General features: G+C 70.5%; 13 protein-coding genes. 1 reads left to right on the forward strand and 12 read right to left on the reverse strand.

Features of this window, described 5'->3' with window-relative positions; translation table 11 throughout:
• Position 1: 1 nt before the first annotated feature.
• The 3 genes from U3653_RS11250 to U3653_RS11260 are packed head-to-tail and all read right to left on the reverse strand — an operon-like array spanning position 2 to position 2,821.
• Positions 2 to 892: an ABC transporter permease gene (locus tag U3653_RS11250; protein WP_195078562.1), complete on the reverse strand. Its 891-nt coding sequence runs from the start codon at positions 890 to 892 to the stop codon at positions 2 to 4.
• Positions 885 to 1,742, reverse strand: a complete 858-nt coding sequence (locus tag U3653_RS11255; protein ID WP_195078563.1) for an ABC transporter ATP-binding protein — start codon at positions 1,740 to 1,742, stop codon at positions 885 to 887. Before U3653_RS11255 ends, U3653_RS11250 begins: the two co-directional genes overlap by 8 nt.
• The gene (locus tag U3653_RS11260; protein WP_195078564.1) at positions 1,739 to 2,821 is read right to left on the reverse strand and encodes an ABC transporter substrate-binding protein; all 1,083 of its coding nucleotides are present in this window, start codon (positions 2,819 to 2,821) and stop codon (positions 1,739 to 1,741) included. The genes U3653_RS11255 and U3653_RS11260 overlap by 4 nt, the downstream gene beginning before the upstream one ends.
• Before the next feature lie 698 nt (positions 2,822 to 3,519).
• Between U3653_RS11260 and mgtE the strand changes: the two genes are divergently transcribed.
• Entirely contained in the window at positions 3,520 to 4,884 is a 1,365-nt protein-coding gene (mgtE, locus tag U3653_RS11265) for a magnesium transporter (protein ID WP_195078565.1), read from the forward strand.
• A 161-nt stretch (positions 4,885 to 5,045) separates the two neighbouring features.
• Here the strand turns inward: mgtE and nrdF are convergent, their stop codons facing one another.
• The 9 genes from nrdF to U3653_RS11310 form a co-directional block, all read right to left on the reverse strand.
• The gene (gene nrdF / locus U3653_RS11270; protein ID WP_159838446.1) at positions 5,046 to 6,008 is read right to left on the reverse strand and encodes a class 1b ribonucleoside-diphosphate reductase subunit beta; all 963 of its coding nucleotides are present in this window, start codon (positions 6,006 to 6,008) and stop codon (positions 5,046 to 5,048) included.
• Positions 6,009 to 6,300: 292 nt separating this feature from the next.
• Entirely contained in the window at positions 6,301 to 7,170 is an 870-nt protein-coding gene (locus tag U3653_RS11275) for an intradiol ring-cleavage dioxygenase (protein ID WP_195078910.1), read from the reverse strand.
• Between the two features lie 147 nt (positions 7,171 to 7,317).
• Positions 7,318 to 8,136, reverse strand: coding sequence for an ABC transporter permease (locus tag U3653_RS11280; RefSeq protein ID WP_195078566.1), 819 nt, complete (start codon positions 8,134 to 8,136; stop codon positions 7,318 to 7,320).
• Positions 8,136 to 8,954, reverse strand: a complete 819-nt coding sequence (locus tag U3653_RS11285) for an ABC-2 transporter permease (RefSeq protein WP_195078567.1) — start codon at positions 8,952 to 8,954, stop codon at positions 8,136 to 8,138. The genes U3653_RS11280 and U3653_RS11285 overlap by 1 nt, the downstream gene beginning before the upstream one ends.
• A complete protein-coding gene (locus tag U3653_RS11290; protein WP_195078568.1) occupies positions 8,951 to 9,937 on the reverse strand; it encodes an ATP-binding cassette domain-containing protein in 987 nt (328 codons plus the stop codon). The genes U3653_RS11285 and U3653_RS11290 overlap by 4 nt, the downstream gene beginning before the upstream one ends.
• Positions 9,934 to 23,235 carry a non-ribosomal peptide synthetase gene (locus U3653_RS11295; protein WP_195078569.1) on the reverse strand — a complete coding sequence of 4,434 codons (13,302 nt, stop codon included), beginning with the start codon at positions 23,233 to 23,235 and terminating at the stop codon, positions 9,934 to 9,936. Before U3653_RS11295 ends, U3653_RS11290 begins: the two co-directional genes overlap by 4 nt.
• Positions 23,236 to 23,433: 198 nt before the next feature.
• Positions 23,434 to 23,895, reverse strand: coding sequence for an AMP-binding protein (locus U3653_RS11300; RefSeq protein ID WP_195078570.1), 462 nt, complete (start codon positions 23,893 to 23,895; stop codon positions 23,434 to 23,436).
• Positions 23,896 to 24,032: 137 nt separating this feature from the next.
• Positions 24,033 to 25,127, reverse strand: a complete 1,095-nt coding sequence (locus U3653_RS11305; RefSeq protein WP_195078571.1) for an ABC transporter substrate-binding protein — start codon at positions 25,125 to 25,127, stop codon at positions 24,033 to 24,035.
• 188 nt (positions 25,128 to 25,315) lie between these two features.
• A complete protein-coding gene (locus U3653_RS11310; protein ID WP_195078572.1) occupies positions 25,316 to 26,122 on the reverse strand; it encodes a VOC family protein in 807 nt (268 codons plus the stop codon).
• Positions 26,123 to 26,614: the final 492 nt, after the last annotated feature.

Below are 26,614 nucleotides of genomic sequence, written 5' to 3' on the forward strand. Positions count from 1 at the left end.
CTCAGGAGCCGGCCGGGGCGCGCCACCGTGACAGGCGGCGTTCGAGGGCGACCAGCAGGCCGTTGAAGGCCAGACCGAGCAGCGAGATCGCGAGGATGCCCGCGTACATGTTCGGGATCGCGAAGTTCTGCTGCGCGGCGGTGATCAGATAGCCGAGCCCGGCCCTGGCCCCGAACATCTCGGCGGCCAGCAGCACGAGGATCGAACTGGCCGCGGCCATCCGCAGACCGGTGAAGATGGACGGCAGCGCCGCGGGCAGGATCACCTTCTGGAACAGCCGGATCGGCGAGAAACCCAGGGAGGCCGCCGATTTGACCAGCAGCGGATCGACGGTGCGCACGCCGGTGATGGTGTTCAGCAGGATCGGGAAGAAGCTCGCGTAGACGACGATGGCGACCTTCGAGGTCTCGCCGATGCCGAGGATCAGCAGGAACACCGGCAGCAACGCCAGCGCCGCGGTGTTGCGGAACAGTTCGAGGATCGGGTTCAGGAAGTCCGCGACCGGCTTGTACCAGGCGATCGCGATGCCAACCGGAATACCGGCGACCAACGCGAGCGAGTACCCGGCCAGCGAACGGCTCAGGCTCGCCGAGAGGTGAGTCCACATCTCCCCGCTGGCCACCAGGTCGGCGAACGCCTGGGCGACCACGGAGAACGGCGGCAGGAACACCTCGTCCACCAGTCCCAGCGTCGGGGCCAGCTGCCACAGCAGTAGGAACAGGGCGATGACGACGGTCGGCTTGAACACCCGCCAGGCCAATCGGCGCACCGCCCGGAGGGCCTGCGTCGTGGCGGTGGGCGCTGCCTCGGCCGTGCGCACCGGGCCGGGCCGGGCCGGCGCGGCGGCACTTCCCCGTACCGGCCGCTCGCTCAGCTGAATGGCACTAGACATCGGCCGTCCTCTCGGTGGTGGATTCGATCTCGGCCGTGTGGGCGGACAAGGACTCCAGTTCCAGGCTCGCGGCCCGCTGGACCTCGCTGTGCAGCAGCGTCCAGATCTCGTGGCGGTAGTCACGGAAGCGCTGGGAGGAGCGGATGTCCTCGTCGGTGCCGCGGTCGATCTCGACGTCGACGATGGCCTTGATCCGGCCGGGCCGCGAGGTCAGCACGGCCACTCGCTGACCGAGGTACACCGCCTCGTCGATGCCGTGGGTGATGAAAAGGACGGTCTTGCCGGTGGCCCGCCAGATGCGTAACAGCTCGTCCTGCAAAGACTCCCGCGTCTGCGCGTCGAGCGCGGCGAACGGCTCGTCCATCAGCAGTACCTCCGGATCGAACGCCAGACTGCGCGCGATCGCGACGCGCTGTTTCATGCCGCCGGACAGTTCGTGCGGGTAGCGATCGCCGAAGCCGGACAGCCCGACCAGCTCCAAGTAGTGCTCGGCGAGTTCGCGGCGCGCCTTGCGGCGCAACCCCTTGGCTTCCAGCCCGAATTCGATGTTGGCGCGGGCCGTTCGCCACGGCAGCAGCGCGTACTGCTGGAAGACGATGCCGCGATCCAGGCCCGGGCCGGTGATCGGCTTGCCGTCCAGCAGGATCTCACCGGAGGTCGGTTTGCTCAGGCCGCCGAGCAGGTCCAGTAGCGTGGACTTGCCCGAACCGCTCGGGCCCACCAGCACCAGGAACTCGCCCTCGCGCAGCTCCAGCGAGATGTCCCGCAGCGCGGTGAACCGCTCCTGCGACCCGCGCACCGCGAACTGTTTGCCCACCGCGGTGAGCGATAGTTTCGTCGCTGTGGTCATTTCGCGGCCACCACCTCTCCGGTCGGTCCCGCCTCCGGCTTGTACTTGCCGTTGGCGTAGGGGTTGAACTTGTTGGTGAACAGATCCGCGGCCTTCAACTTGCCGTTGGGCAGTTCGCCGTTGCGCACCAGCCAGTCGATCCAGATCTGCAGTTCTTTCTCCGCGACCACCCCGCCCGGCGCCGGGATGCCTGAGCTGTGCCAGTACGGCACCAAGCTGGTGTTCTCGTTGCGGCCGCGCTTGCCGATGATCTGGACGAACCGCTCGCGCACCTGATCACGCGGTGTGACCTGGAGCCAGCGGATCGCGCGCGCGGTGCCCTGCACGAAGTCCTCCACCGCTTCGGGATTCTTGGCGATGTAGTCGTTGCGGAAGACGTAGGTGCCGTAGTCGAACGTGCCGAAGATGGCCTTGTCGGTGTAGAGGGGGTGGATGCCGCCGCGCTGCAGGGCGTTGTCGCGGAAGACACTGCCCAAGGCCGCGACGTCGACCTGTCCCTTGCGCAGCGCCTCCTCGGTGTTGGCCGGAGGCACGACGATCAGCTGCACCTGCTTGATCTCGTCCCCGGTGAGGCCCTGCTGATGCAGCCACTCCCTGGTGATGAATTCGTGGTGCGCGCCGAGGGTGTTCAGCGCGACCTTCTTGCCGATCAGATCACGCGCCGAGGTGATGCCGGAATCGTCGCGCACGTAGTAGCCGGTGAACGATTGCTCGTCCGCGCCATAGGAACTGAGCACCGAGGTAACCTTCGCGCCTCCCGCGATCAGCTTGACCACCGCGCCGTTGAACGCGCTGCCGAATTCGACCTGGTTGGTCGCCGCCGCCTGGATATTGGCCGGGCCACTGGTGGTGTCGCCTTCCCAGTGCAAGCTGATCTTCGTGAAATAGCCGAGGTCGTCGGCCAATTCGACGGGGCTCACCTGCCCGGTGGCGCCCTGATAGCGCAGCACGGTCTTGCCGTCGGCGGTCTTGGCGGGTGCGGACTCGCCGCAGCCGGTGAGCACGGACAGGCCGGTGAGCACCGCTACGGCGGCGGAGAGAGCGCGGGCGACGCGCCGGGACGATGGGGGGAAAGGCATTGTTGTTCTTTCGAAGACGAGAAGACGCCGTGCGATGTGACGCCCGGCGTCCGGAGACACCACAGCGGGAGCGATGCGGCGGTGGACGACCGTGCGGGATCCGGTCGCAGATGCGGGCCGCGATGCTTCAGCGGCAACAGATTCCGTGCGAAACGCGCATGAAGTCGACCGCGCGACGGCGGATCAAGGCGGTGGCTGTCGACACTTCGAAACTTCCGTGAGCTGAACTGGTGTGGGGGGCGCCCGATGGTTCGGGGCACTTGCCTGGCAAACACTGTCCCGGCTCCCAAGCATGGGAGCAACAGTTCGACGCCGACTGCGTATAACCCTGTCTTACCGCGGCCGATGGCCTATGAACGGGGCCGGGGCTTCGTGGTGTGGCTCGCGACGCGCCGACACCGGTGCGGAGCGGCGTCGGTCACAGCGGACCGTCGTATGGTGATCATCGTCTCCGAAGCGATGTAAGCTGCACGAGGACGTTTTCGCGTTCCAGTGATGTTGACCCGAACGGTGCGGATACCGAGATCCGCGGCGACGACGAGAGGGAGGTGGGGTAGCGATGCGCAGCGAACCTCCCAGTCGAAGGCCGCGCGGCGCCGCCCCTTCGCATTCCTAGTCAGGTCGCGACGGCAGGGGCCGGCGCCCGCGGTGTGAATTTCGCGTTCTCCGTTCACTCACGCATGTGCTGAGGTCCTCTCATGTCGCAGACCGACATCATCGAAGTACGTCCGACGCTGTCCGAATCCCTGCAGGACATCGTCGAAACCCGCCGCGTGGACGCCGCGCTGGACTGGCTCGGCAACCACCCGCCGCATGTCATCGCCGACCAGCTCGCCCGGATGGACGCCGTGCGGGCCGGGATGGCGTTCCGCCTGCTCGACAAAGATCTGGCGCTGGCCGTCTTCGAGGAACTCGAGCCGGTGGACCAGCAGCAGATCCTGCAAGGGCTGCGCGATCAGAGTTTCCGCGACCTGGTCGAGGGCATGGCGCCCGACGATCGCGCGCGCATGCTGCGCGAGGCGCCCGCCAAGGTCGCCAAGAAGGCGCTGGCCGGGCTCAGCCCGCGCGAGCGGCGGATGACCGCGAGCCTGCTCGGCTACCCGGAGGGCTCGGCGGGGCAGTACATGACGCCGGAGGTGGTGGCGCTGCCGCGCGACCTCACGGTGGCCGAGGCGCTCGGCATGGTGCGGGCCAAGGGCGGCAACGCCGAGACGGTCTACACATTGCCTGTCGTCGACGCGGGCAGGCGGCTGACCGGCATCGTCGAGCTGCGCGAACTGGTGCTCAGCAAGCCGGAGACGATGGTGTCGGAGCTGGTGGTCACCGAGCCGGCGTTCGCGCGCGCCACCGATGCCGCGGAGAAGGCGGCCCGTCTGATGCGCGAGACCAACGACATCAACCTGCCGGTGGTGGACAGCGAGGACCGGTTGGTCGGGCTGCTGACCATCGACGACGCGGTGGAGGTGATCGAGGCCGCCGACAGCGAGGACGTCGCGCTGCAGGCCGGGTCAGCGCCGTGGGAAGGCCACTACATGGCCGCCGGCGTGTTCCAGCTGGCCCGCTACCGCGCGCTGTGGCTGCTGCTGTTGCTGTTCGCGGCGACCCTCACGGTGAGCGTGACCGACTTCTTCGAGGGCACCTTGCAGCAGGCGGCGCATCTGGCGCTGTTCATCCCGCTGCTGATCGGCGCGGGCGGCAACGCGGGCGCACAGGCCGCCACCGCCTGCGTGCGCGCGGTGGCGGTCGGCGAGGTGCGGGCGTCGGACCTGTTCCGGGTGATCTGGCGGGAATGCCGGGTCGGTCTTGTGCTCGGGTCGTTGCTGGCGTCGGTCGGCCTGGCGATCGGCGCCCTGTTCGTCGGTCCGCGCATCGCGTTGGTCGTCGGCATCACGCTGGTGCTGATCTGCGGCTGGGCCGCCACCATCGGCGGCACCATGCCCCTGCTGGCCAAGAAGCTGCGCATCGACCCCGCGGTGGTCTCCGCTCCGATGGTCACCACCCTGGTCGACGCCACCGGCCTGATCATCTACTTCACGACGGCCAAACTGGTGCTCGGCATCTGAGGTGCGGTGTGCGCGACGATCGCGGTCGATTTCGCCCGCGTGGAGTGCGCGCTGGAGCGTGGATTCATCGATGGCAGCCGTACCGGTGAGATGGCGGGCCTGCGGCCGGAGAACGCGCAGGGGCCCGGCATTACCGCCGGGCCCCGATGCGTTTCACCTGCTCAGAATTCCCAGTCTTCGTCCTCGGTGTTGACGGCCTTGCCGATGACGTAGCTCGAGCCGGAACCGGAGAAGAAGTCGTGGTTCTCGTCGGCGTTGGGGGACAGCGCCGAGAGGATGGCCGGGTTCACCTCGGTCTCGTCCTTCGGGAACAGGCCCTCGTAGCCGAGGTTCATCAGCGCCTTGTTGGCGTTGTAGCGCAGGAACTTCTTGACGTCCTCGGTGAGGCCGACCTCGTCGTAGAGGTCCTGGGTGTAGTCGACCTCGTTGTCGTAGAGCTCGAACAGCAGCTCGAAGGTGTAGTTCTTGAGTTCGTCGCGCTCGGCCTGGGTGACCAGTTCCAGGCCCTTCTGGTACTTGTAGCCGATGTAGTAACCGTGGACCGCTTCGTCGCGGATGATCAGCCGGATCATGTCGGCGGTGTTGGTGAGCTTGGCCCGCGACGACCAGTGCATGGGCAGGTAGAAGCCGGAGTAGAACAGGAAGCTCTCCAGCAGCGTCGAGGCGACCTTGCGCTTGAGCGGATCGTCGCCCTTGTAGTACTCCAGCACGATCTCGGCCTTCCGCTGGAGGTTGCGGTTCTCCTCCGACCAGCGGAACGCCTCGTCGATCTCGCGGGTGGAGCACAGCGTGGAGAAGATCGAGCTGTAGCTCTTGGCGTGCACCGACTCCATGAAGGCGATATTGGTGAGCACCGCCTCTTCGTGCGGGGTGAGCGCGTCGGGGATCAGGCTGACCGCGCCGACCGTGCCCTGGATGGTGTCCAGCAGGGTCAGGCCGGTGAACACCCGCATGGTCAACTGCTTCTCGTCGGCGGTCAAGGTGTTCCACGACGGAATGTCGTTGGAGACCGGGACCTTCTCCGGCAGCCAGAAGTTGCCGGTGAGCCGGTCCCAGACCTCGGCGTCCTTTTCGTCGGGCACCCGATTCCAGTTGATGGCCGACACCCGATCGATAAGCTTCATCCTGCCTCCACGCCTTTCCCGAGCACGCTGCCGTCACGGAATATCTACCTTCGGAACACTACTCCTTGTGGCCGACATGTCCGCTCAGCACAACACCTTGTGTCGCCGCGGCAGGTGTCCTACCGGCGGGAGACCGCAGGGACACGCCGCGCGCGGCCCTTATTGTGCGGCACGCGCGCGTGGGGGACCGCATCGGCACCGTCGTCACGGCGGCCATGGGACCGGCAGCACCGCGGGCAAGCCGATCCGTCTGTCTGTCTGTAGGTCCGTAGGTCCCGGCGGGCGCCGCCGGTTACCGCTGCGGTCGGCCGCCGGGTGCGCCGCTGCCGGGCGGGCGCCCGCCCGGCTGCGGCCCGGAACCGTTTCCCGGCTGCGTGTTCTGTGACTTCTCGGCGACGCCGACGGTGAGCGCGACGCGCAGGCCGGAGGACGGCGTGCCGGTCACGGTGGCCAGTTCCGCGTCCCAGCCGTCACCGAAGATGCCGTCGGAGGCGAGCGTGACCTGCGAGAGGTTGGTGACACTGCGCGCGTAGCCGGGATCGTCAGCGAACACCGCATCGCAGGTGTCCTGCGGCAAAGCGATCTGCGAGGTCAGGCGGGCATTCCGGCCCGCGACCGCGGTCTCGAGCGAGTCGTAGACCTCGAAGTGGATGTGCGGCCACCGGCCCGAATAGCAGGCCGGGAAGATCGAGGTGAAGGTCACTTTGCCGTCGTCGCCGGCCACCTGGACGCCACGGAGATAGTTCTGCTCGGTGACACCGCCGCTGTAGAGCGAGTAGTTGCCGTCGCGGTCGCAGTGCCACACGTACACCGCCATGCCCGCTCCGGCGGCGCCGTTTTTCGCCAAGTCGCGCAGCGTCAGTTCGAGCGTCATCGGGACGCCCTGCGCGACACCGGAATAGGAGCCGAACGAGCTGGTGATGTCGCTGCGCACCACGCCGGACTCGACGAGGATGTTGGGTCCGTTCGTCCCGTCGGCCGGATACGGCCCCTCGGTCTCCTGCGGGGCGGCGGTGATGCCGCCGGATTCCGCGGCGGCCGTGGCGGTCGCCGTGGCCGCGGTGTCGTTCGATGCCGACGCGCAACCGGCCGCGACCGCCGCCGCGCCCGCGCTCGCCCCGAGGAAGAACAGGGCGCGCCGCCGGGACATCAGCACTTTCATGTCGTGTGCGAGGCCGAGATCGTGCTCGTGCACCTCATCGCGTCGTGCGCTCACTGTCCGTCCTTCCGTTCGCCGGTTCGTCTTCCGCGACGTTAGGAACGGGCCCTCGGGTTCGGCTGGGTTCCCGCTGGGAGTTCGCTGTGTGGCTCAGCGTCTGCTGGCCCTGCGGTAGCCGATGCTCGCGGGCACCGCGAACAGGACGATCGCGCCGAGCGACCACAGAACGGTGAGCGTGAGCGGACGCGCCAGCGGCCCGCCGAAGGCGAGCGCGCGCATGGCGTCGACCCCGGCCGACATGGGCTGGTTGCGCACCACCGGCTGGATCCACTTCGGGAAGGCGACCAGCGGCACGAAACCGGTGCTGAAGAACATCATCAGCGAGGTCAGGATCGTGATGCCCTCCACGAGCGTCGCTTTCGCGGTGAACACCGCGATCGAGGTGACGACGGTGGCGAAGGCCAGTCCGAAGAGCACCGGGAGGAACAGGAAGGCGATCGCCGCCGCGACGCCCTCGTGGAAGCGGAATCCGAGCACGAAGCCGACCAGCACGACGGCGAGGGTGCAGGCGAAGATGCGGCAGCCCTCGGCGAGCACCCGCGAGGCCAGGCCGGAGGCGCGGTGCACAGGCAGCACCCAGAAGCGCGCGAGCAGGCCCGAGTCGCGTTCGCGGCCGAGCAGCACACCGCCCGCGACGGCGCCGGACAGCGCGCCGACCAGGGCGACCATGGGCACCGAGCCGTACAGCGCGCTCTCGCCGGTGAACTTCTGGATCTGCCCGCCGATCACGGTGTTCAGCATGACCAGCAGCAGACACGGGATGATCAGCGTCTCCAGCAGCGTGACCGGATTGCGCGCCCAGCGCAGCAGCAGCCGTTGGGTCTGGATCAGCGTGTGCCGCACCAGCGCCGACACCGACAGCTCGGAGCCGGTGCGGAAGCGATCCTGGTGGTCGGTCAGCAGCGCCATCACGCCCTCCTCGAGCTCAGCCGGATCGACAGCGGGACGCAGATGATCAGAACGGCCAGCGCCCAGGCCAGCGGCGGACCCAGCAGCGACCAGGTCACCTGACCGGCGTTCGGCCCGCTGTCCCCGGCGAACGCCCGCAGGGCGATGGCCCACTGCGACACCGGCTGATTGCGCACGAACGGCTGCACCCATGCCGGGAACTGGTCGGCGGGCGCGATGCCGGTGGACAGCATGCCGAAGATCAGCGGCGGCAGCACCAGCGCCTGCGCCGTCGCTTCCGGGTTGCGCGACACGGTGCCGATCACATCACCGCCCCAGATCAGCGCGACGCCGATGAGCAGCGAGAACAGCACGAAGCCGAGGGTGTGCGCCGTGCCGAGATAGAAGCGGAAGCCGATGACGTGGCCGCAGATCAAGGCCGTGATCAACGCGATCACCAGACGGAAGACGCTGCCGGACAGGCGCGCCGTCACCGGCACCAGCGGGCCGATCGGCATCGAGCCGAAGCGCCGGTTGAGTCCGGCGACCGAATCGGTGGCGGCGCGGAAGGCCGCCGAGACCGCGGTGAACGCGGCGGCCTGCAGGATCACCAGCGGCATCATGTACTGCGCGTAACTGCTGAAGCCGGTGCCGATGACGGTCATGATGGTCTTCAGCGGGATGTAGAAGCTGGCGGTGAACGTCACGGGCGCCAGCACCGAGGTGAGCACCTCGCCGGTCTGCACCGACGGCACGATCAGCCGGGTGGTCAGCACCCACCACTGCTGCGGCCGCAGCGGCGCGGCGCGGGTCTGGCTGAGCCAGGTCGCCGCCGTCACGACACGACCTCCCGCCGCGCGCGTTCCTCCGTCGTCGCCAGATGCCCGGTCAGCTGGAGGAACACGTCGTCGAGCGATGGGCGGCGCAGTGCGACGTCCACCAGGTCGAAGCCGGCGCTGTCCAGTCGGCGCAGGGCCTCCAGCAGGGTCTTCGCGCCGTCCGGAGCAGGGACGGCGATCCGGTCGGAATCGGGGCCGAGCGCGTCCCTGTTCTCCTGCGGCAGCAGCGAACCGAGGGCGGCGGCGATGGCGGGCAGATCCTTCAGATTCAGCGGCACCACCTCGCAGTAGCTGCCGCCGGTGCGCGCCTTCAGTTCGTCGGCCGTGCCGTGGGCGATCACCTTTCCGTGATCGATGACGATGATCCGGTCGCTGAGCGCGTCGGCTTCCTCCAGGTACTGGGTGGTGAGCAGGGTGGTGATGCCCGCCTTCTTGAAGCCGGCGACCAGATCCCAGACCCCTTGCCTGCTGCGCGGATCCAGCCCGGTGGTCGGCTCGTCCAGGAACACCACGTCGGGCCGCACCACCAGGCCGCAGGCGATGTCGATGCGCCTGCGCATGCCGCCGGAGTAGGTGCCGACCCGGCGGCCCGCCGCGCGTTCGAGGTCGAACTCGGCCAGCAGCTCGTCCGCGCGGGCACGGGCGGCCCGCTTGCGCAGGCCCATCAGCCTGCCGAACATCACCAGGTTCTCGTAGCCGCTGAGCATGTCGTCCAGCGCGGCGTACTGCCCGGTCAGCATGATGCTGCGGCGGACGGCGGCGGGATCGGCCAGCACGTCGTGGCCCGCGACCGTCGCCCGGCCTCGGTCCGGCCGGATCAGCGTGGACAGCACGTTCACCGTGGTGGTCTTGCCCGCGCCGTTCGGTCCCAGGATGCCGAGCACCTCGCCCGGCTCGGCCGCGAAGTCGACTCCGCGCAACGCCTTGACCGCGCCGAAGGATTTCTCGATCCCCTCGACGACGACTCCTTGGTCGGAATTCATCCTCGGCCTCCCAGATGTGCATCGAGCACGCGCGCGATGACCGGCAGCACGTGCGGCGCGGTCAGTTCGTCGTGGGTCGCCTCGATGTCGTGGTTGATGATCTCGCCGGTCACGTACGGCCCCCAGCCGTCGGGACCGAAGATGTCGGAGGTGTCGACGATCGCGCTGAAGTACACGATGTCGCCGTCGAACACCGGACGGCGGTACCCGGTTCTGGTGCGCGCGGCGGCGTTGTAGGACGCGGCCATGCGCTCCAAGGTCGCGGCGTCGATCAGCGAGACGCCGCCGAGCCGTTCGCGGATCAGGTCCGCCGCCTGCTGCGCGGTCGCGTCGGCGGGGACGTCCTCGATGCCGAACACCGCGCCGAAGGTGTGCACGAACGAGCCCGCGGTGAGCGGTTCGATGCTGTCGCCGTCGATGTCGGCGGTGTCGGCGTCCAGCAGCGCGACCACGCCCACCTCGGCGCCTTCGGCCTTCAGCTTCGCCGCCGCCGCGTGGGCGATCAGCCCGCCGAACGACCAGCCCAGCAGGTGGTACGGCCCCTCGGGTTGCAGGGCCCTGATCTCCCGCACATAGCGCTCGGCGAACTCGTCGATCGAGCGCGCGGGCGGTTCGTGACCGCCGAGGTCGGGCGCTTGCAGCCCGTAGATCGGGCGGCCCGGCGCGAGCGCGTCGGCGAATCCCAAGTAGGTCCACGACATCCCGGACGACGGGTGGATGCAGAACAGCGCGGGTCGCTCGCCGCCGAGCCGGATCGGCAGCACCACGTCGAGTCCGAGGCCGCCCGCCGCGGGAACGGCCGGAGACGCCGTGGCCGCCGCTTCCTCTTCGGCGGCGTCCCGCGCCGCCGGGGTGTGGGCGAACCGGGCCGCGGCGTGCAGGGCCTCGATCCACCGATCGGCCAGTTCGGCGACCTCGTCGTGGTCGAGCAGGGTGGACGGGAAGCCGAAGCTCGCCCGCAAGCGGTCGCCGATCACGACGGCGTTCACGTCGATCGCCGATTGCAGTGGCACACCGGGGTCTTCGGCGACGTGCACGTCACCCAGCTCGTCGGTCGGCAGCCAGCCCAGGCCCTCGAGTCCGGCCGGGATGTCCCCGGTGGAGTAGCGGCCGAGGTAGTTGAAGCCGATCCGGCCCGGCAGCCGTTCCGGCAACTGCCGCGCGGTCTCGGCGTTGAGGTAGCGCAGCAAGCCGAAGCCGATACCTTTGTCCGGCACCGCGAGCAACTGGTGTTTGACGGCGCGGATCGCGGCGCCCAACGCCGGTCCACCGGCGAGCGCGTCGTCGATGTCGATCTGCGCGAGGTCCAGGCGCACCGGGTAGATGCTGGTGAACCAGCCGACCGTGCGGGACAGGTCGGCGCCGGGAGCCACTTCTTCCTGACGGCCGTGCCCTTCCATGCGCAGCAGCGCCGACGGGTCACCGCCACGCCAGCGCACCAGCGCCAGCGCCAAGGTGGCCAGCAGTGTGTCGTTGACGCTGCCCTGGAACAGGCCGGGCAGTGTGGTGAGCAGCGCGGTGGTGACCTCGGCGGACAGCTCCCGCTCGACCATGCGCAGCGTGCCGGTCCGGTCGACGGCGGGATCGAGTTCCCGGCCGCCGAGCGGCGGATCGGAACCGGCGAGCACGTCGTGCCAGTACGCCAGTTCGGCGACCCGCTTCTGGGAATGCGCTTCGTCGGTCAGCGCGTGGGCCCATCGCCGCATCGAGGTTCCGGTCTCCGCGAGCACCGCAGTGGCGCCCGCCGACACCTGGGCCCACGCGGCCACCAGGTCCGGGATCAGGATGCGCCAGGACACACCGTCGATCACCAGGTGGTGGGCCAGCACGATCAACCGGCCCGCTCCGGTGCGCGACCCAGCGTCGCCCACCGGATCCAGCCAAATGAATTGCAGCACAGTGCCATCGGCTGGATCGAGCCGGTCGGCCGCCGCGTCCAGCTCGGTCATGGCGAACTCGTGCAGTTCGATCGGGTCCACGGCGGTGAACTCCACCCGGTGCACCAGCGCGTCCACGTCGACCGATCCGGGCGGGCCGACCAGTACGCGCGGCCCGTCCGCGCCGTCGGTCACCAGCCGGGCGCGCAGCATGTCGTGCCGGTCCACCGCGGCGGCGAGCACCGCCACGATCTGCGCGCGCTCGATGCCCACGGGCAATTCGAGCACCGCAGTCTGGGCGAAGCGGTCGTAGTTCCCGCCACGTTCGAGCATGTAGTGCACGATCGGCGTGAGCGGCAGCTCGCCCACACCGCCGCCGGGCAGTTCGTCCAAGGTCACCGCGGCGCCCGCCGCGTCGACGGCCGCGGCCAGCGCCGCCACCGTGCGGTGCTCGAACACCTGCAGCGGGGTACAGGTGATGCCCTGCTGCTTGGCGCGCGACACCAGCTGGATCGCCAGGATGCTGTCGCCGCCCAGCGCGAAGAACGAGTCGTCGGCGCCCACCCGCCCCACACCCAGCAACTCGCCGAAGATCGCGGCCAGCTGCTGTTCGGTCGGCGTGACCGGCGCGCGGTACTCGGTGCGGTCGCCGGCGAACTCCGGTGCGGGCAGCGCCTTGCGGTCCAGCTTGCCGACCGCGTTGAGCGGGATCTCCTCCAGCACGACGAACGCCGACGGCACCATGTAGCCGGGTAGGAGGTCGGCGGCGAAGGCGCGCACCGTCGCCACGTCGAGGTCGCGGCCGGGCGTGCGGACCAGGTAGGCGGCCAGCGCGGTGGCCCCGGTGGGGCCGGGCACGCCGAGCGTCACCGCGAAGTCTACGCCGTCGGCGCGGCCGAGCACCGCGTCGATCTCGCCCAGCTCGATGCGCTGGCCGCGCACCTTGACCTGGAAGTCGGTGCGGCCCAGGTACTCCAGCTCGGGTCCGGCGTCGCCGCGAATCCAGCGCACCAGATCGCCGGTGCGGTACATCCGTTCACCCGCCGCGCCGAACGGTCCGGCGACGAAGCGGGCCGCGGTCAGGCTCGCCCGCGCGTGGTAGCCGCGCGCCAGCGCCGGTCCGGCGAGGTACAGCTCGCCCGCGACGCCGAACGGAACCGGGCGCAGCCGGTCGTCGAGCACCAGCACCTGCGCGCCCTGCACCGGCGTGCCGATGGACACGGGGGCGCCCACCGTCAGCGGCGCCGAACCCGTCGCCCAGATGGTCGATTCGGTGGGGCCGTACAGGTTGACCATGGTGCGTCCGGTGGCCCAGCGCTCGACCAGCTCCGCGCCGACCGCCTCGCCCGCCACCGCGAGCACCCGCACGCTGCTCACCTCGGCCGGGTCGAGGGTCGCCAGCGCGGAGGGAGTGATCACCATGTGGGTGACCTGTTCGGTGTCGATCAGTTCCGCCAGCGCGCTGCCGCCGAACACCTCCGGCGGCGCGACCACCGAAGCGCCACCGGAACCGAACGCCATGATCGCCTCGAACACCGACGCGTCGAAACTCGGCGACGCCACCTGCAGCACCCGGGAATGCTCGTCCAGGCCGAGCGAAACCTTCTGCGCCGCCACCAGATCAGCGATGCCCCGATGGGAGACCGCGACGCCCTTCGGCGTGCCCGTCGAGCCGGAGGTGTAGATCATCCACGCCGCGTTGTCCGGCCGGATGGGGCGGGGCAGTTCCCGCTCGCTCAGCGGGCGACTGCTCGCGGCGCTCCACCGCTCGACCAGCGCGAGGTCGTCGAGCACCAGCCAGTTCGCGCTGTCGGGCAGCATGGGCCGGAACGCGGCGAGGGTCAGCCCGAGCGTCGCGCCGGAGTCGGTGAGCATGTGGTCGATGCGCTCGACCGGGTGCTTGGGATCGACCGGAAGGAACGCCGCGCCCGCCTTCGCCGCGGCCCACATGCCGATGAGCAGTTCCGCGGAACGCGGAAGGCCCAGCGCGACAACCGTTTCCGGTCCGCCACCGGATTCGAGCAAGACGCGGGCCAAGCGAGCGGCGTGCGCGTCGATCTCGGCATACGTGGTGGTCTGTCCGTCGCACACCACAGCGATGCGATCCGGGTAACGCCGCACGGTCTCGGCCAGCAGCTCCGGCAGGGTGACGGTCGCCGCGGACGCGGGGCCGCGCACCGGCACGAGCGTCGCCCGTTCGGCGTCGCCGAGGATGTCGATATCGGCGAGGCGGACCTCGGGCCGCGTCAGCACCGTCGCGAGCACGCGCCGCCACCGGGTGGCGAACGCGGCCACCGTCGCCTCGTCGAACAGATCGGTGGCGTAGGTGAGCACGGCCTCGATGCCCGCCGGGCCGCTGTCGGCGAAGCGTTCGCGCAGATCCAGGGTCAGGTCGAACTGGGAGGCGTCACGTTCGAAGTCCTCCACCTCGAACCGCAGGCCGGGCAGCTCCAGCACGGGTTCGACGAAGTTCTGCAGCGACAGCGAGACCTGGAACAGCGGGTGGTGCGCGGTCGAGCGCGCCGGATCCAGCACCTGGACCAGTCGCTCGAACGGGACGTCCGCGTTGGCGAAGGCGTCGAGGTCCGCGGACCGGACGGTGTCCAGGAACGCGGCGAAGCCCGCGCCGGCGTCGACCGGGGTGCGCAGCGCCAGTGTGTTGACGAACATGCCGACGAGCTGGTCGAGCGCTTCCTCCCCGCGCCCCGCGACCGGAGTGCCGATCAGCACGTCATCGGTGCCGGCCAGGCGTGCCAGCAGCACCGCGAGCGCCGCGTGCACCACCATGAACGGGCTCACGTGGTGGGCGGTGGCGAAGTCGGCCAGCGCCCGGTGCGTCTGGGCGTCGACGGTGAAACGCAAGTCGGCGCTGTGCATGGTCTGCACCGCGGGGCGCGGCCGGTCGGAGGGCAGTTCCAGCACGTCGGGCGCGCCCGCGAGGGTCGCGCGCCAGAATTCGATCTGCCGCGCCGCCAGCGATTCCGGGTTCGCTTCGTCGCCGAGCACCTCGCGGTGCCACAGCGCGAAATCGGCGTACTGCACCGGCAGCGGTACCCGCTCGGCGTGCCCGCCTCCGGCCCGCTCGGAGTAGGCGGCGACCAGATCGGCGGCCAGCGGCGCCATCGACGCCCCGTCCGCGCTGATGTGGTGCACCACCAGCACGACGACGTGCACCGGCGGCGTGGCGGCGCTCTCGCCGGAACTCGCGGTGTAGCTCGACGAGACCGGCGCGGTCGCGGCCGCGGGACCGGACGAGACCGGCGTTTCGCCCGTCGAAGGCGCCGACGACACCGGTGCGGCGGTCGCGGAAGGCTCGACGCCGCCGTGGATACGGAACAGGCCCACCCGCAGCGGCGGCTGGGTGGCGAGGTCGAAGCCGGTGCCCGCCAGTTCGGTGATCCGCTCACGCAGCCGCGCGCCGTCCTCGGTATCGGCCACCGGCATCGCGGGCACGGCCACGTCGGCGTCGATCACGACCTGACGCGGCCCTTCCGCGTCGGCGGGGTAGAGCGTGCGCAGGCTCTCGTGCCGGTCCACCACGTCGACGAGCGCCGCGCGCAGCGCCTCGACGTCCAGGTTCCCGGTGAGCCGCAGCGCCACGGCGATGTTGTAGGCGGCCGAAGCCGGATCCATCCGGTTGAGCACCCACATGCGCTGTTGCGCGGGCGACAGCGGGACCCGATCCGGCCGGATCCGCGGCGCGAGACCGAACCCGCCCGGCTGCGCGCCGGTGGCGGGCACCACCCGGGCCGACAGCTGGGCCACGGTCGGCGCGTCGAACAGATCACGCAGCGCGATCCGCGAGCCGAGCGCCGCGTTCACCCGCGCCACCACCTTGGTCGCGCTCAGCGAGTTGCCGCCCAGCTCGAAGAACGACTGGTCGACGCCGACGCGATCGCGTTCGAGCACCTCGCCGAACACGGCGGCCACCGCCTCCTCGACGGGGCCGCGCGGCGCGAGATAGGGCCGCTGACTTTCCGAGAAGTCCGGCACCGGAAGGGCTTTGCGATCCAGCTTGCCGACGGGCGTGAGCGGAATCGAGTCGAGCACCACGAGGTAGCCGGGCACCATATATCCGGGCAGTTCCGCGGCCACCTGCGCGCGCAGCCGCTCGACGTCCAGTCGCGCGCCTTCGGCGGGCAGCACGTAGGAGACCAGCACGGTGGTCCCGGCGGGGCCGGTGCGCCCGATGGTCACCGCGTACTCGACCTCGTCGTCGCGAGAGAGCACGGCGTCGATCTCGCCCAGCTCGATGCGCAGGCCGCGGATCTTGACCTGGAAGTCGCTGCGGCCCAGGTACTCCAGCTCGGGACCGCCGCCGTGATCGACCCAGCGCACCATGTCGCCGGTGCGGTACATCCGCCCGCCGGGCGCGCCGAAGGGGTCGGCGACGAACCTGCCCGCGGTCATTTCGAACCGATTGAAATAGCCGCGCGCGAGCGCGGGACCCGCGAGGTACAGCTCGCCGGGCACCCCCATCGGCACCGGACGCAGCCAAGCGTCCAGCACCACGGTGGACGCGCCACGGATGGGCCCGCCGATCGTGATCGGCTCGCCGGTGACGAGTTCGCCCGGCCCGCTCGCCCAGATGCTGAACTCGGTGGGGCCGTACAGGTTCACCATCCGCCTGCCCGGCGCCCATCGCTCGATCAGCTCCGGCGTCGCCGCCTCGCCCGCGACCGCGAGCACGCGCAGGTGCTCGAGCCCGGAGGGCTCCATGGTGGCCAGCGCCGATGGCGTGATCACGGCGTGGGTGACGCGCTGGGTGCGCAGCAGCGTCTCCAGTTCCGTCCCGCCGTAGACGTCCGGCGGCGACACCACCAGCCTGCCGCCGGCACCGTGCGCGGTGAGCAGTTCGAACACCGAGGCGTCGAAACTGGGCGAGGCCACCTGCAGCGCGCTCGCGGTGGGGTCGAGGGCAAGGGTTTCCCGCTGCGCCGCAACGAGATTCGCGATGCCGCGGTGGCTGAGCAGCACGGCCTTCGGCTTGCCGGTGGAGCCGGAGGTGTAGATCAGGTACGCGGTCTGGTCCAGGTCGATCGGCCCGCCGCGCTCGGCGTCGGTGATCGGAGCCTCGGAGACCGTCATCACCCGCCGGATGGTGTTCAGGTCGTCGAGCAGCAGCCAGTCGATCGTGCCCGGCAGCGTCTCGCCGGTCGCGGTGACCGTCACGCCGATCGGGGCCTTGGAGTCGCTGAGCATGTGCTCGATGCGCTCCACCGGGTAGTTCGGGTCCAGCGGAGCGAACGCGGCGCCGGTCTTGGCCAGCGCCCACACCGCGACCACCGATTCCAGGGAGCGGGTGAGCGCGAGCACGACGAACACCTCGCGCCCGACGCCGCGGCGCAGCAGCACCCGGGCGAAGCGGTTGGACCAGGCGTCGAGCTCGGCATAGGACATGGTGAGCTCGCCCGCGGTGATCGCGATCGCGTCCGGATCGATCCGCGCGCCCGCGGTGAGCAGCTCGGGCAGCGTGGCGGGCGGCACCGGCTCCGGGCCGCGCACCGGAGCCAGCGCGGCGCGCTCGGCGGCGTCGCAGTACTGCACCTGGGAGACCAGGGCGTGCGGGTTGTCCGCGAGCTGGGTCAGCAGCCGGACGAAACGGTCCAGCAGCGGCCGCGCCTCCCGCATCGGCAGCTGGTCGGCCATGTACTTCAGCGTGATCCGCAGCGTGTCACGGCCGTTCTCGCCGCGCAGTGGGATCACCATGAGGTTCAGCGGATACGGCGTCGCATCGGTGCCTTCCACGTCGAGCACCCGCATGCCCGCGATGTCCAGCGCCTGCGACAGCGCTTCGCGATCGATGGGGTAGGACTCGAACACGGTGAGCGTGTCGAAAAGCTCGGCGAGGCCGACCGCCTGGTGGATGGCGGCGAGCCCGACGTGCTGATGGTCCATCAGCCGCGCCTGCTCGGATTGCACGCGGGCGAGCAGGTCGGTGACCTTCTCCGCCGGATCGAGGCGTACCCGCACCGGCAGCGTGTTGATGAACAGGCCGACCATCTCCTCGACCCCGGCCAGCTCCGGCGGCCGTCCCGAGACGGTGCCGCCGAACACCACGTCGGTGCGACCGGTGAGCATGGTCAGCAACATCGCCCACGCGGCCTGCACCAAGGTGTTCACCGTCGCGCCCGCTTCCCGGCCCGTGGTCTCCAGCCCGGCCACGGTGTCGCGGGACAGGTCGACGGAGATCATGCCGGTTTCGGTCGATTCGATCCCGGCGAGGGTGGGCACCGCGCGGGTCGGCGTGTCGATACCCGCCAGCGACTCGGTCCACGCGGCGAGGGATTCGGCGTCGTCCCTGGTTTCCAGCCAGGTCAGGAATTCCCGATAGGAGTGCGCGGGCGGCAGGGCCGCGGCGTCACCGTCGGTGACGTAGAGGGTGAGCAGTTCGCGCACCAGCAGCGGCGTCGACCAGCCGTCCAGCACCAGGTGGTGGTTGGTGAGCACGAATCGGTAGGTGTCCGAGGCGGTCCGGATGAGCGTGCAGCGCAGCAGCGGGGGGCGGGTGAGTTCGAAGCGGGTGCGGGCGTCCACCGCGATCAACCGGTCGACCTCCCTGGTGCGCTCGGCGCTGTCGGCGATGCCGGTGACATCGGCCTCCCGCCAGTCGATCTCGGCATCGGCCAGCACCAGTTGGCGCGGCCCGTCCTCGGTCTCGACGAAAGCGACGCGCAGGTTCTCGTGCCGGGTCACCAAAGCCTGCGCCGCGCGGCGCAATCGGGGCGCGTCCACGGTGCCCGCGAGGGTGAGCAGCGACTGCACCGTGTAGCCGTCGGCGGTGTCGGAGTCGTAGAGCGCGTGGAAGAGCAGGCCGTATTGCAGTGGCGAGAGCGGCCAGACGTCGGCCAGGTTCGGGTAGGCGCGCTCCCAGGCGTCGATCTGTGCCTGCGAGACGGTGACCAGGTCGAAGTCCGACGGTGTGCGTCCGCCCGCGTTCGCGGACGCCGCGTGCCGGGCCAGCGCGGCGAGTGCCTGCTCCCACAGCGCGGTGAGTTCGCCGAGATCCGCCTCGTCGAAAAGCCGTCCGGCGTAGGCCCAGGTGACCTCGAGTCCGGCGTCGGTGAGCACGGCGTTGATATCCACCGCCGCGGCCAGCGGCGCGCGGTCGTCCTGGGTCGCGGCGAACCGGCGCGGCAGCCACGGTTCCGCGTCGCCGCCGGTGGACGCGCGCCCGAGATAGTTGAAGCTGATCTGCGGGGTGGGCGCGTCCGCCAGCGCCGCCGCGGTGCTCGGGACCAGGTAGCGCAGCATCCCGAAACCGATGCCCTTGTCCGGCAGGGCGCGCAGCTGTTCCTTGGTCGCCTTGATCGCCGCGCCCGCCGCGGCGCCGCCCGCGAACGCGTCCGCCACGTCGATGCAGGCCAGATCGATCGCGACGGGATAGACGCTGGTGAACCAGCCCACCGTGCGCGCCACGTCGGCGCCGGGCAGGACGGACTCCGCGCGGCCGTGACCCTCCAGGGTGAACAGCGTGGAGGTGCGCCCGCGCCACCGGGCCACCGCGAGCGCGAGCCCGGTCAGCAGCACGTCGTCGGCGCCGCAGTGGAAGCGATCCGGCGCGGTGGTGAGCACAGACCTGGCGATGTCCGGCGGTACGACGGTCGTCAGGTGCGCCATGGAGCCGACCACGTCGACGGCCGGGTCCATCGGCGCCGAGCCGAGCGCGGGGTCGGGTGTGGCCAGGATGCGTTGCCACAGCGGCAGTTCGCCGACGCGCGTGGCCGCGTGCTCGCGTTGGCCGTACGCCCAACGGCGGAAGGACGTGCCGACCGGTGCGAGCTCGGCGCCCAGCGTGGCGGTGGCCAGATCCGGCAGCAGGATCCGCCAGGAGACGCCGTCGGTGACGAGATGGTGCAGCACCAGCCACAGCAGCGGCGCGGCGTCGGCGCGCTCGATCCACGCGAAACGCGCGACCACGCCCGCCTCCGGGTCGAGCAGGTCGGCGGCGCGCTGCAAGGCGCGCTCGCAGGTCGCGTCGAGATCGGCGTCCGCGGTCACGATTTCCAGCAGGGCGCCCGCGTTCACCGCGCCGGGTTCGGCGACCACCCAGCTCCAGCCGTCGCCGGTGCGGCGCAGCGTCGAGCGCAGCAGGTCGTGCCGGTCCAGCAGCGCCGCGAGGGCGGTGACGAGGTCCGCGCGCTCCGTGCCCGCGGGCAGCTCGATCAGCACCGCTTGGGCGAACCGCCGCCAGGTGTCACCGGCATCGAGCATCGCGTGCACGATCGGCGTGAGTTCCACCTCGCCGACCCCGCCGCCGGGCAGCTCGCGCACTTCTCCGGTCGGCACGTCGGTGGCCACCGCGGCCAGCGCGGCGACGGTCTTGCGCTCGAAGACATCCCGCGCGCCGAATCCGAGACCGGCCGCCTTCGCTCGTGACACCAACTGGATCGAGACGATGCTGTCGCCGCCGAGCGCGAAGAAGCTCTCGTCCACCCCCACCGATTCCAGGCCGAGCACCTCAGCGAACAGCGCGGCGAGCTTCTCCTCGCGCGGCGTGGACGGTGGCCTGCTCACGGTGGTGCGCGCGCCGAATTCCGGTGCAGGCAGGGCTTTGCGGTCCACCTTGCCGAGCGGCGTGAGCGGAAGACGGTCCAGCACCATGATCACCGCGGGCACCATGTAGGCCGGAAGCGTCTCTCCCGCAGCGGCTTTCAGCGCCTCCGGGTGGACTTCCGCACCCGGCTCCGGCAGCACGTACGACACGAGCGCGGTGGCGCCCGAACCGGTTTCGACGCCGAGGGTGAGCGCGAAGTCGACGCCGGGTTGCCGCTGCAAGGCGGCGTCGATCTCGCCGAGTTCGATGCGGAAGCCGCGCACCTTCACCTGGAAGTCGCTGCGTCCCTGATACTCCAGTTCGACGCGTCCGTCGTTGTGCACCCAGCGCACCAGGTCGCCGGTGCGGTACATACGCTCGCCGTCGCCGTACGGGTCGGCGACGAAGCGGTCGGCGGTGAGCCCATTGCGCCGGTGGTAGCCGCGCGCGACGCCGGGACCGGCGAGGTACAGCTCGCCGACGGTGCCGGGCGGCAGCGGCCGCAGCCACGGATCGAGGACCACGGCCGACACGCCGCGGGCCAGGCGGCCGATGGTGACCGGACCGTCCGGCGTCAGCGGCGCGCTGAGGGTGACGGTGATGGTGGTCTCGGTGGGCCCGTAGCCGTTGAGCAGGGTTCGGCCCGACCATTTCGTCACCAGCTCGGGCGGGCAGGCGTCGCCGCCGACGATCACGGTGCGCAGGTCGGGCAGGCTCGCCGGGTCCAGCGACCCCACGACGGCCGGGGTCACGTTGAGGTGGGTGACGCGATGGGCGCGCAACACCTCGGCCAGCTCCTCGCCCGCGTACGCCGACGGCGGCACCACGGCCAGCGTCGCGCCCGCCGCGAGGGCGACGAGGATCTCCTCCACCGAGATGTCGAAACTCGGCGACACGGCATGGGCGACGACGGACTCGGCGTCGACGCCGAATCCGGCGCCGGAGCTCGCCACCAGGTCGGCCAGCCCTCGATGCGGGACGAGCACGCCCTTCGGAAGCCCGGTGGAGCCGGAGGTGTAGATGATGTAAGCGGCCTGGTCCGGGTGCACCGAGGCCAGGCGGTCGGCGTCGGTCACGGGCGCGGCGTCCTGCTCGGTCAGCGCCTGCTCGGTGCCCTCGTCGTCCAGGATCAGCCAGGAGACCCGGCCCGGCAACGACTGTCGCGCGGCCGCCGTCGTGATCCCCGCGACCACCCCGCTGTCGCCGACCATGTGCTCGATCCGGTCGGCCGGATAGGTCGGGTCGATCGGCACGAACGCCGCGCCGGTCTTGGCCACCGCGATCGTCGCCAGCACCGACCGGATCGACCGCGGAATGGAGATCGCCACCGTGCGCTCGGGTCCGGCGCCCGCCGCGATGAGCACCCGGGCCAGCCGGTTGGTGTAATCGTCGACCTCGCGGTAGGTCAGTGCGGTCTCGCCCGCCACCAGCGCGGTCGCCAGCGGATCGCGGGCCGCGCCGTCGGCGAGGATGCCCGGCAGCGTCCGCGCCGCGACGCCCTCGGGTCCGCGAGCGGGCGCGAAGCCGGTGCGCTCCTCGTCCGACAGCACCGGCACGCTCGCCAGCGGCGCGTCCGGCCCGGCGGCCAGGAAACGATGCAGGAACGACAGGAACCGGCGGTGCTGCCCGGTCAGCTCGGCGTCGGTGTAAAGGTTGCCGTTGGCCTGGAAGTCGATGTGGGTGCTCTCCCCGCCGACGCCCGGATACAGATTGACGAACAGGTCGTCGATCAACCCCGAGGTCAGCACGTGCAGCCGCCCGGTGACCCGGCCGAGCTGAATTCTGGTGTCGACCATCATCAGGTTCACCGAGGGGCCGAACGACCCGGCCTCGTCCATCGACCAGCCCAGATCGCGGAAGATGTCCTCCTGCCGGTAACGCTGGCGCCGCAGCGCCCCGGTCAGCTCGCCCTGGGCCGCGCGGATCACGTCGCCGACGGTGGTGGCGGGCGTCAGCCGCAGCCGCAGCGGGACCACGTTGGCGATCATGCCGCCCGAACGCCGCAGCGTCGCGGTGGTGCGCGCGGACACCGGCAGGCTCAGCACGACTTCCGGCGCGCCGGTCATCGCGGACAGATACGCGCCGAAGGCGGCGACCACGGTCGGCGCGACGCCGGAGGACACCTGCTCGGCGACGGCGTCCAGCAGGCGCCCGGTCTCGGGGGACAGCGCGCCGGTGACCCGCCTCGGGTGCCCGTCCACGGGCGCGGTGCGGCCGGCCAGGCTCACCGGATCGGCCATGCCGTCCAGGTGCGCCAGCCAGTGCTCCCGGTCCGAGCCGAACCGCTCGGAGGTGCGGTAGGCCAGATCCGCCTCGACGATCTTGCGCAGGTCCTCCGCCTTCGCGGGCGGAGCCTCGCGACCCTCGACGGCGGCGTTGTACAGCTCACCGGTGCGCTGCACCATGGTCAGCGCGCCCATGCCGTCGAGCACGATGTGGTGGATCCGCGAGTACCAGAACCAGCGGTCCGCGCCGACGCGCAGCATGGCGATGCGCACCAGCCGGTCGCGGGTCAGCTCCAGCGGCGTCTCGTATTCCGCGCGCATCCACGCCTGCGCGGCCGCCTCCGGATCGGGGTGGGAACGGAAATCGAGCGTTTCCAGACTGTCGTCGAGGGTCGGATCGACGAATTGGAACGGATGCCCCTCCACCTCGACCAGGCGCAGGTAGCCGGTGCCGAATTCGCGCCCGGCCTGCCGGGCCGAACGCGCGAGCAGGTCGAGGTCGACCGGACCGTTCAGTTCGACGTACTGGGCGATCGAGATCGGCGTCGCGCCCGCGACGTGCTGGGCGAACCAGATGCCGCGCTGTGCCGCCGAGAGGGCGAAGGCCCCGTCGGGAAGAACTGTGTCCGAATCTCTCGCCGAAAGGGAAGGCTGTTGCATGACGTGTCCTACGTTCTGACCGCGATCGGGCCGATCGGCAGTGACCGCCCGCAGCCACCGCGGTACCGGTAGTACGTGCCGCCGCACAGCACGCGGCAACTCAATTCTGAACCGGCGCGGTCGGCGCTGCGGGGTATTGGGCACACTGCGCGACCCGAACATCGCTGTTCGGGTCGCGGGGGAGGGGTTGGGGTCCGGTCAGGCGGCTTTCGGGAGAAGATCCAGGTCCGCCGCGCGCAACGGGGCCGAGGAGCTGGTCAGGTAGCGCTGCAGGGTGGAGCGCTCGTCCAGCACCAGCCAGGTGATCTCGTCCGCCGACTCGGGTCGCTGGTCCTTGGTGGTGATGCCCACCGCGGTGCCGAGGATGTAGGAGCCGTCGTCGGTCACCGGGACGGTGACGGCGCCGAGCTTGGTGGCGGCGCGCTCGGCCACGACGGACTCGATCGGCTGGTCGATCGCCACCGCGATCCGGGTGCCGGGTCCGGCGCCGAGGCGGAGCAGCAGCCGGGCCATGCGGTTGGACCAGCGATCCAGCTCGGCGTAGGTCAGGTCGCAATCGGCGGCGGACGCCACGACCGCCTGCGGATCGACCTCGGCGACGGGCTGTGCCACCGGCAGGGAGTACAGGTTGTCGGCGAGCGAATCGGTCAGCGTGTGCATGTCGTGTCCTCGAGGTCGATGGAGAGGTTGTTCGCGTACCTCTGAATCTCGTCCTCGAAAGGGCTTTTCGACAGCAACCCCAGCGCTGGTCCGCGCACTCCCAGGGTGGGGGAAACCTCACCCAAGGGGGTGGGCGGTCAGTCGGTCACGTAGCCGTTGAGCGTGTTGCGCAGGTCGGTGAGCAGGGCGCGGGCGGCGGTGAGGCCGTCGCCGTGCCAGACGGTGTCCTCCACGGCGAACACGCGGCGATCGGTGGCGGCGCCGAGTTCCTTCCACGCGTCGCCGCGCAGCATCTGCTCGCCGTGTTCCTTGCCCTCCTGGCCGGCGAGGATCACGTAGATCACGTCGCCCTCCGCCTTGGTGGCGAACTCGTCCTCGCGCACGTCGAACGAGGAGCCGCGCTGCGCGGCGGGACGCTGCACGCCGGCGTCGGCGAGCACTTGGCCGGAGAAGCTGTCGCCGCCCTGCACCCGCTGGGCGTCGGCCGTGAACCTGATGACCGACGCCTGGGTCTGGCCCGCCGCCAGCGTGGCGCCGGTGTCGCGCGCCTCGGTGCGGTAGTTCTGCAATGCGGTCTCCGCCGCGTCGCTGCGTCCCATACCGGCCGCGAATGCCGCGAATTCGGCCTGCCAGCTGTTGTTCGAACCGACCAGCACGGTCGGGGCGATGGCCTGCAGCGCGCTGAAAGTGGCTGCGCCGGTGGGGTTCTCGCCGAGAATCAGATCCGGGTGCATGGCCGCGATCCGGGCCGGGTCCGGCTGCGCGACGGTGCCGACGCCGGGGATCTTCAGCACGCCGGTGCCCAGGTATGCCGGTTGCGGGCTGGGTCCGTCGATGGTCACCGTCCCCACGACCCGCTCCCACAGACCGAGCGCGCACACCGCGTCCAGCGCGGAGGTGCTGAGCACGACGATGCGCTGCGGGTCGGCGGGCACCTCGGAAACCCCCGCCGCGTGGGTGACGCTGCGGGTCTCCCCGGCCACCGGATCCGGTGCGCTCGGCAGCGCGCACGCCCGGGTGGTGTCGCGCTCCAGCCCCACCACGCCCGCGCCCGCGATGTTGGTGGTGGTGCGCACGATGGAGGGGGAGTCGTCGGTCGCGCCGCCGCAGCCCGCGAGCAGGAGCGCGGCGCACCCGGCCACGACCGCCCGGAACCGGTGACCGGCCGCGCCGCCGCGCTGACCAACCGTGCGAATTCGGGTGCGTACCTGCATCACGTCGCTCACCGGCATGCGAGTGAGGGTACATGTCGGCGGGTGTCGAGCCGTTGGTGAGGTCGAGGCGGTGCGCTGCGCTTCGCGGTCGAGGAATCGACCACCCGATTCGAAGAATCCGCCGGAGCGAATCGGTCGCGGTCAGGAGACATCGTTCCGGTCTCAGCGCGCGGGTGGGCGGCGGATCTTCGTGCGGGCCGCAGCGGTCAGGCTCGATTGCCGCCGATGCTGAAACGGGCGCCGGTGGCGTCGGTGACGGCGGCCATCCGGCCGTAGGGGGTGTCCTGGGGCGGCGAGAGCACCGTGCCGCCCAGTTCGGTGAGCCGGCCGACGGTCTTGTCCACGTCGTCGGCGCCGAAGTAGACGATCCAGCCCGCGGGCGCGCCCTCCGGCAGGAAAGCCGAGGCGTCCATGACGCCGCCGAGCATCGGGCTCTCGGCGTGGATGGTCGAGTAGCGGAACTGCGGGGCGTCGGAGACGGTGAAGACGTCCGCCCAGCCGAACACGTCCCGGTAGAAGGTCAGTGAGGCCTCGTAGTCGCGGGTGTGCAGTTCGAACCAGGACGGCGCGCCCGCGTGATCGCGCCACTCACCGCCGGAGACGAAACCCATGGTCTCGAAGCCAGGGAACGTGCCGGCCTCCCAGATGCCGACGCCCGCGCCACCGACATCGCCGAGCACGGCCATCGTGCCCAGCTCACCCACCGCCATCGGCGGCACGATCAGCGACGCCCCCGCCGCGGTCGCCGCGTCGGCGGTGGCTTGTGCCCCGGAACTGGCCAGATACACCGTCCACTGTTCGGGACTGTCGGTGTCGCCGGGCATCCTCGCCATCGCCCCCGCCACCGCGCGCCCGTCCTTGCGGAAGGTGACGTACCCGCCGAACTCCTCACCCGCGCTCTCCGCGGTCCAGTCGAACAGTTCGCGGTAGAACGCGATACTCCGATCGAGATCGGAGCTGTACAAGTCGACCCAACAGGGATCGCCGATCTTCGTGCGCTTCGGTGTGGTCATCGCCGCCCTCCTGGCCTGTGGTGAAACTCGTGTCACCTCTACAGACGCCCCCCGCGCGCAGAACTAATCGCTCCCGGCACGAGGAGCTCGAGCGCCGGAGGAAGGTCAGGACCGACCCAGCGAGGCGGCGGCGACCACCGCCTGGGCTGGGCCTGCGAGCGCCACCGGCCTTGCTTCCCGGGTGCGAATGGAACAAACGGTGTCGCTGGGCGCTGATTCGTCGTAGTTCGCGCCCCTGCTGTGGGCCGACCTGATCACGCAGTATCAGGCGTGCACATCCGCTACTGGCCCGGCACTGGGCACTCGTTCGCAGCAGAGATCATCCCCAAAGCGGCCTATTTCGCCGTCGCTGACACCTGCCGCCCCTAGCAAGCAGCACCGACACCGCAAGCACTCAACCCCATAGGTTGCTGCCTACGCGACCACCCACCGCAACCACGTCTTTCGAACGAAGCGAGACCGAGCATCCGCCGTTCGCGGCCCGGCTCGCGT

Source organism: Nocardia implantans (genome assembly GCF_035544775.1).
GTDB lineage: Bacteria > Actinomycetota > Actinomycetes > Mycobacteriales > Mycobacteriaceae > Nocardia > Nocardia implantans.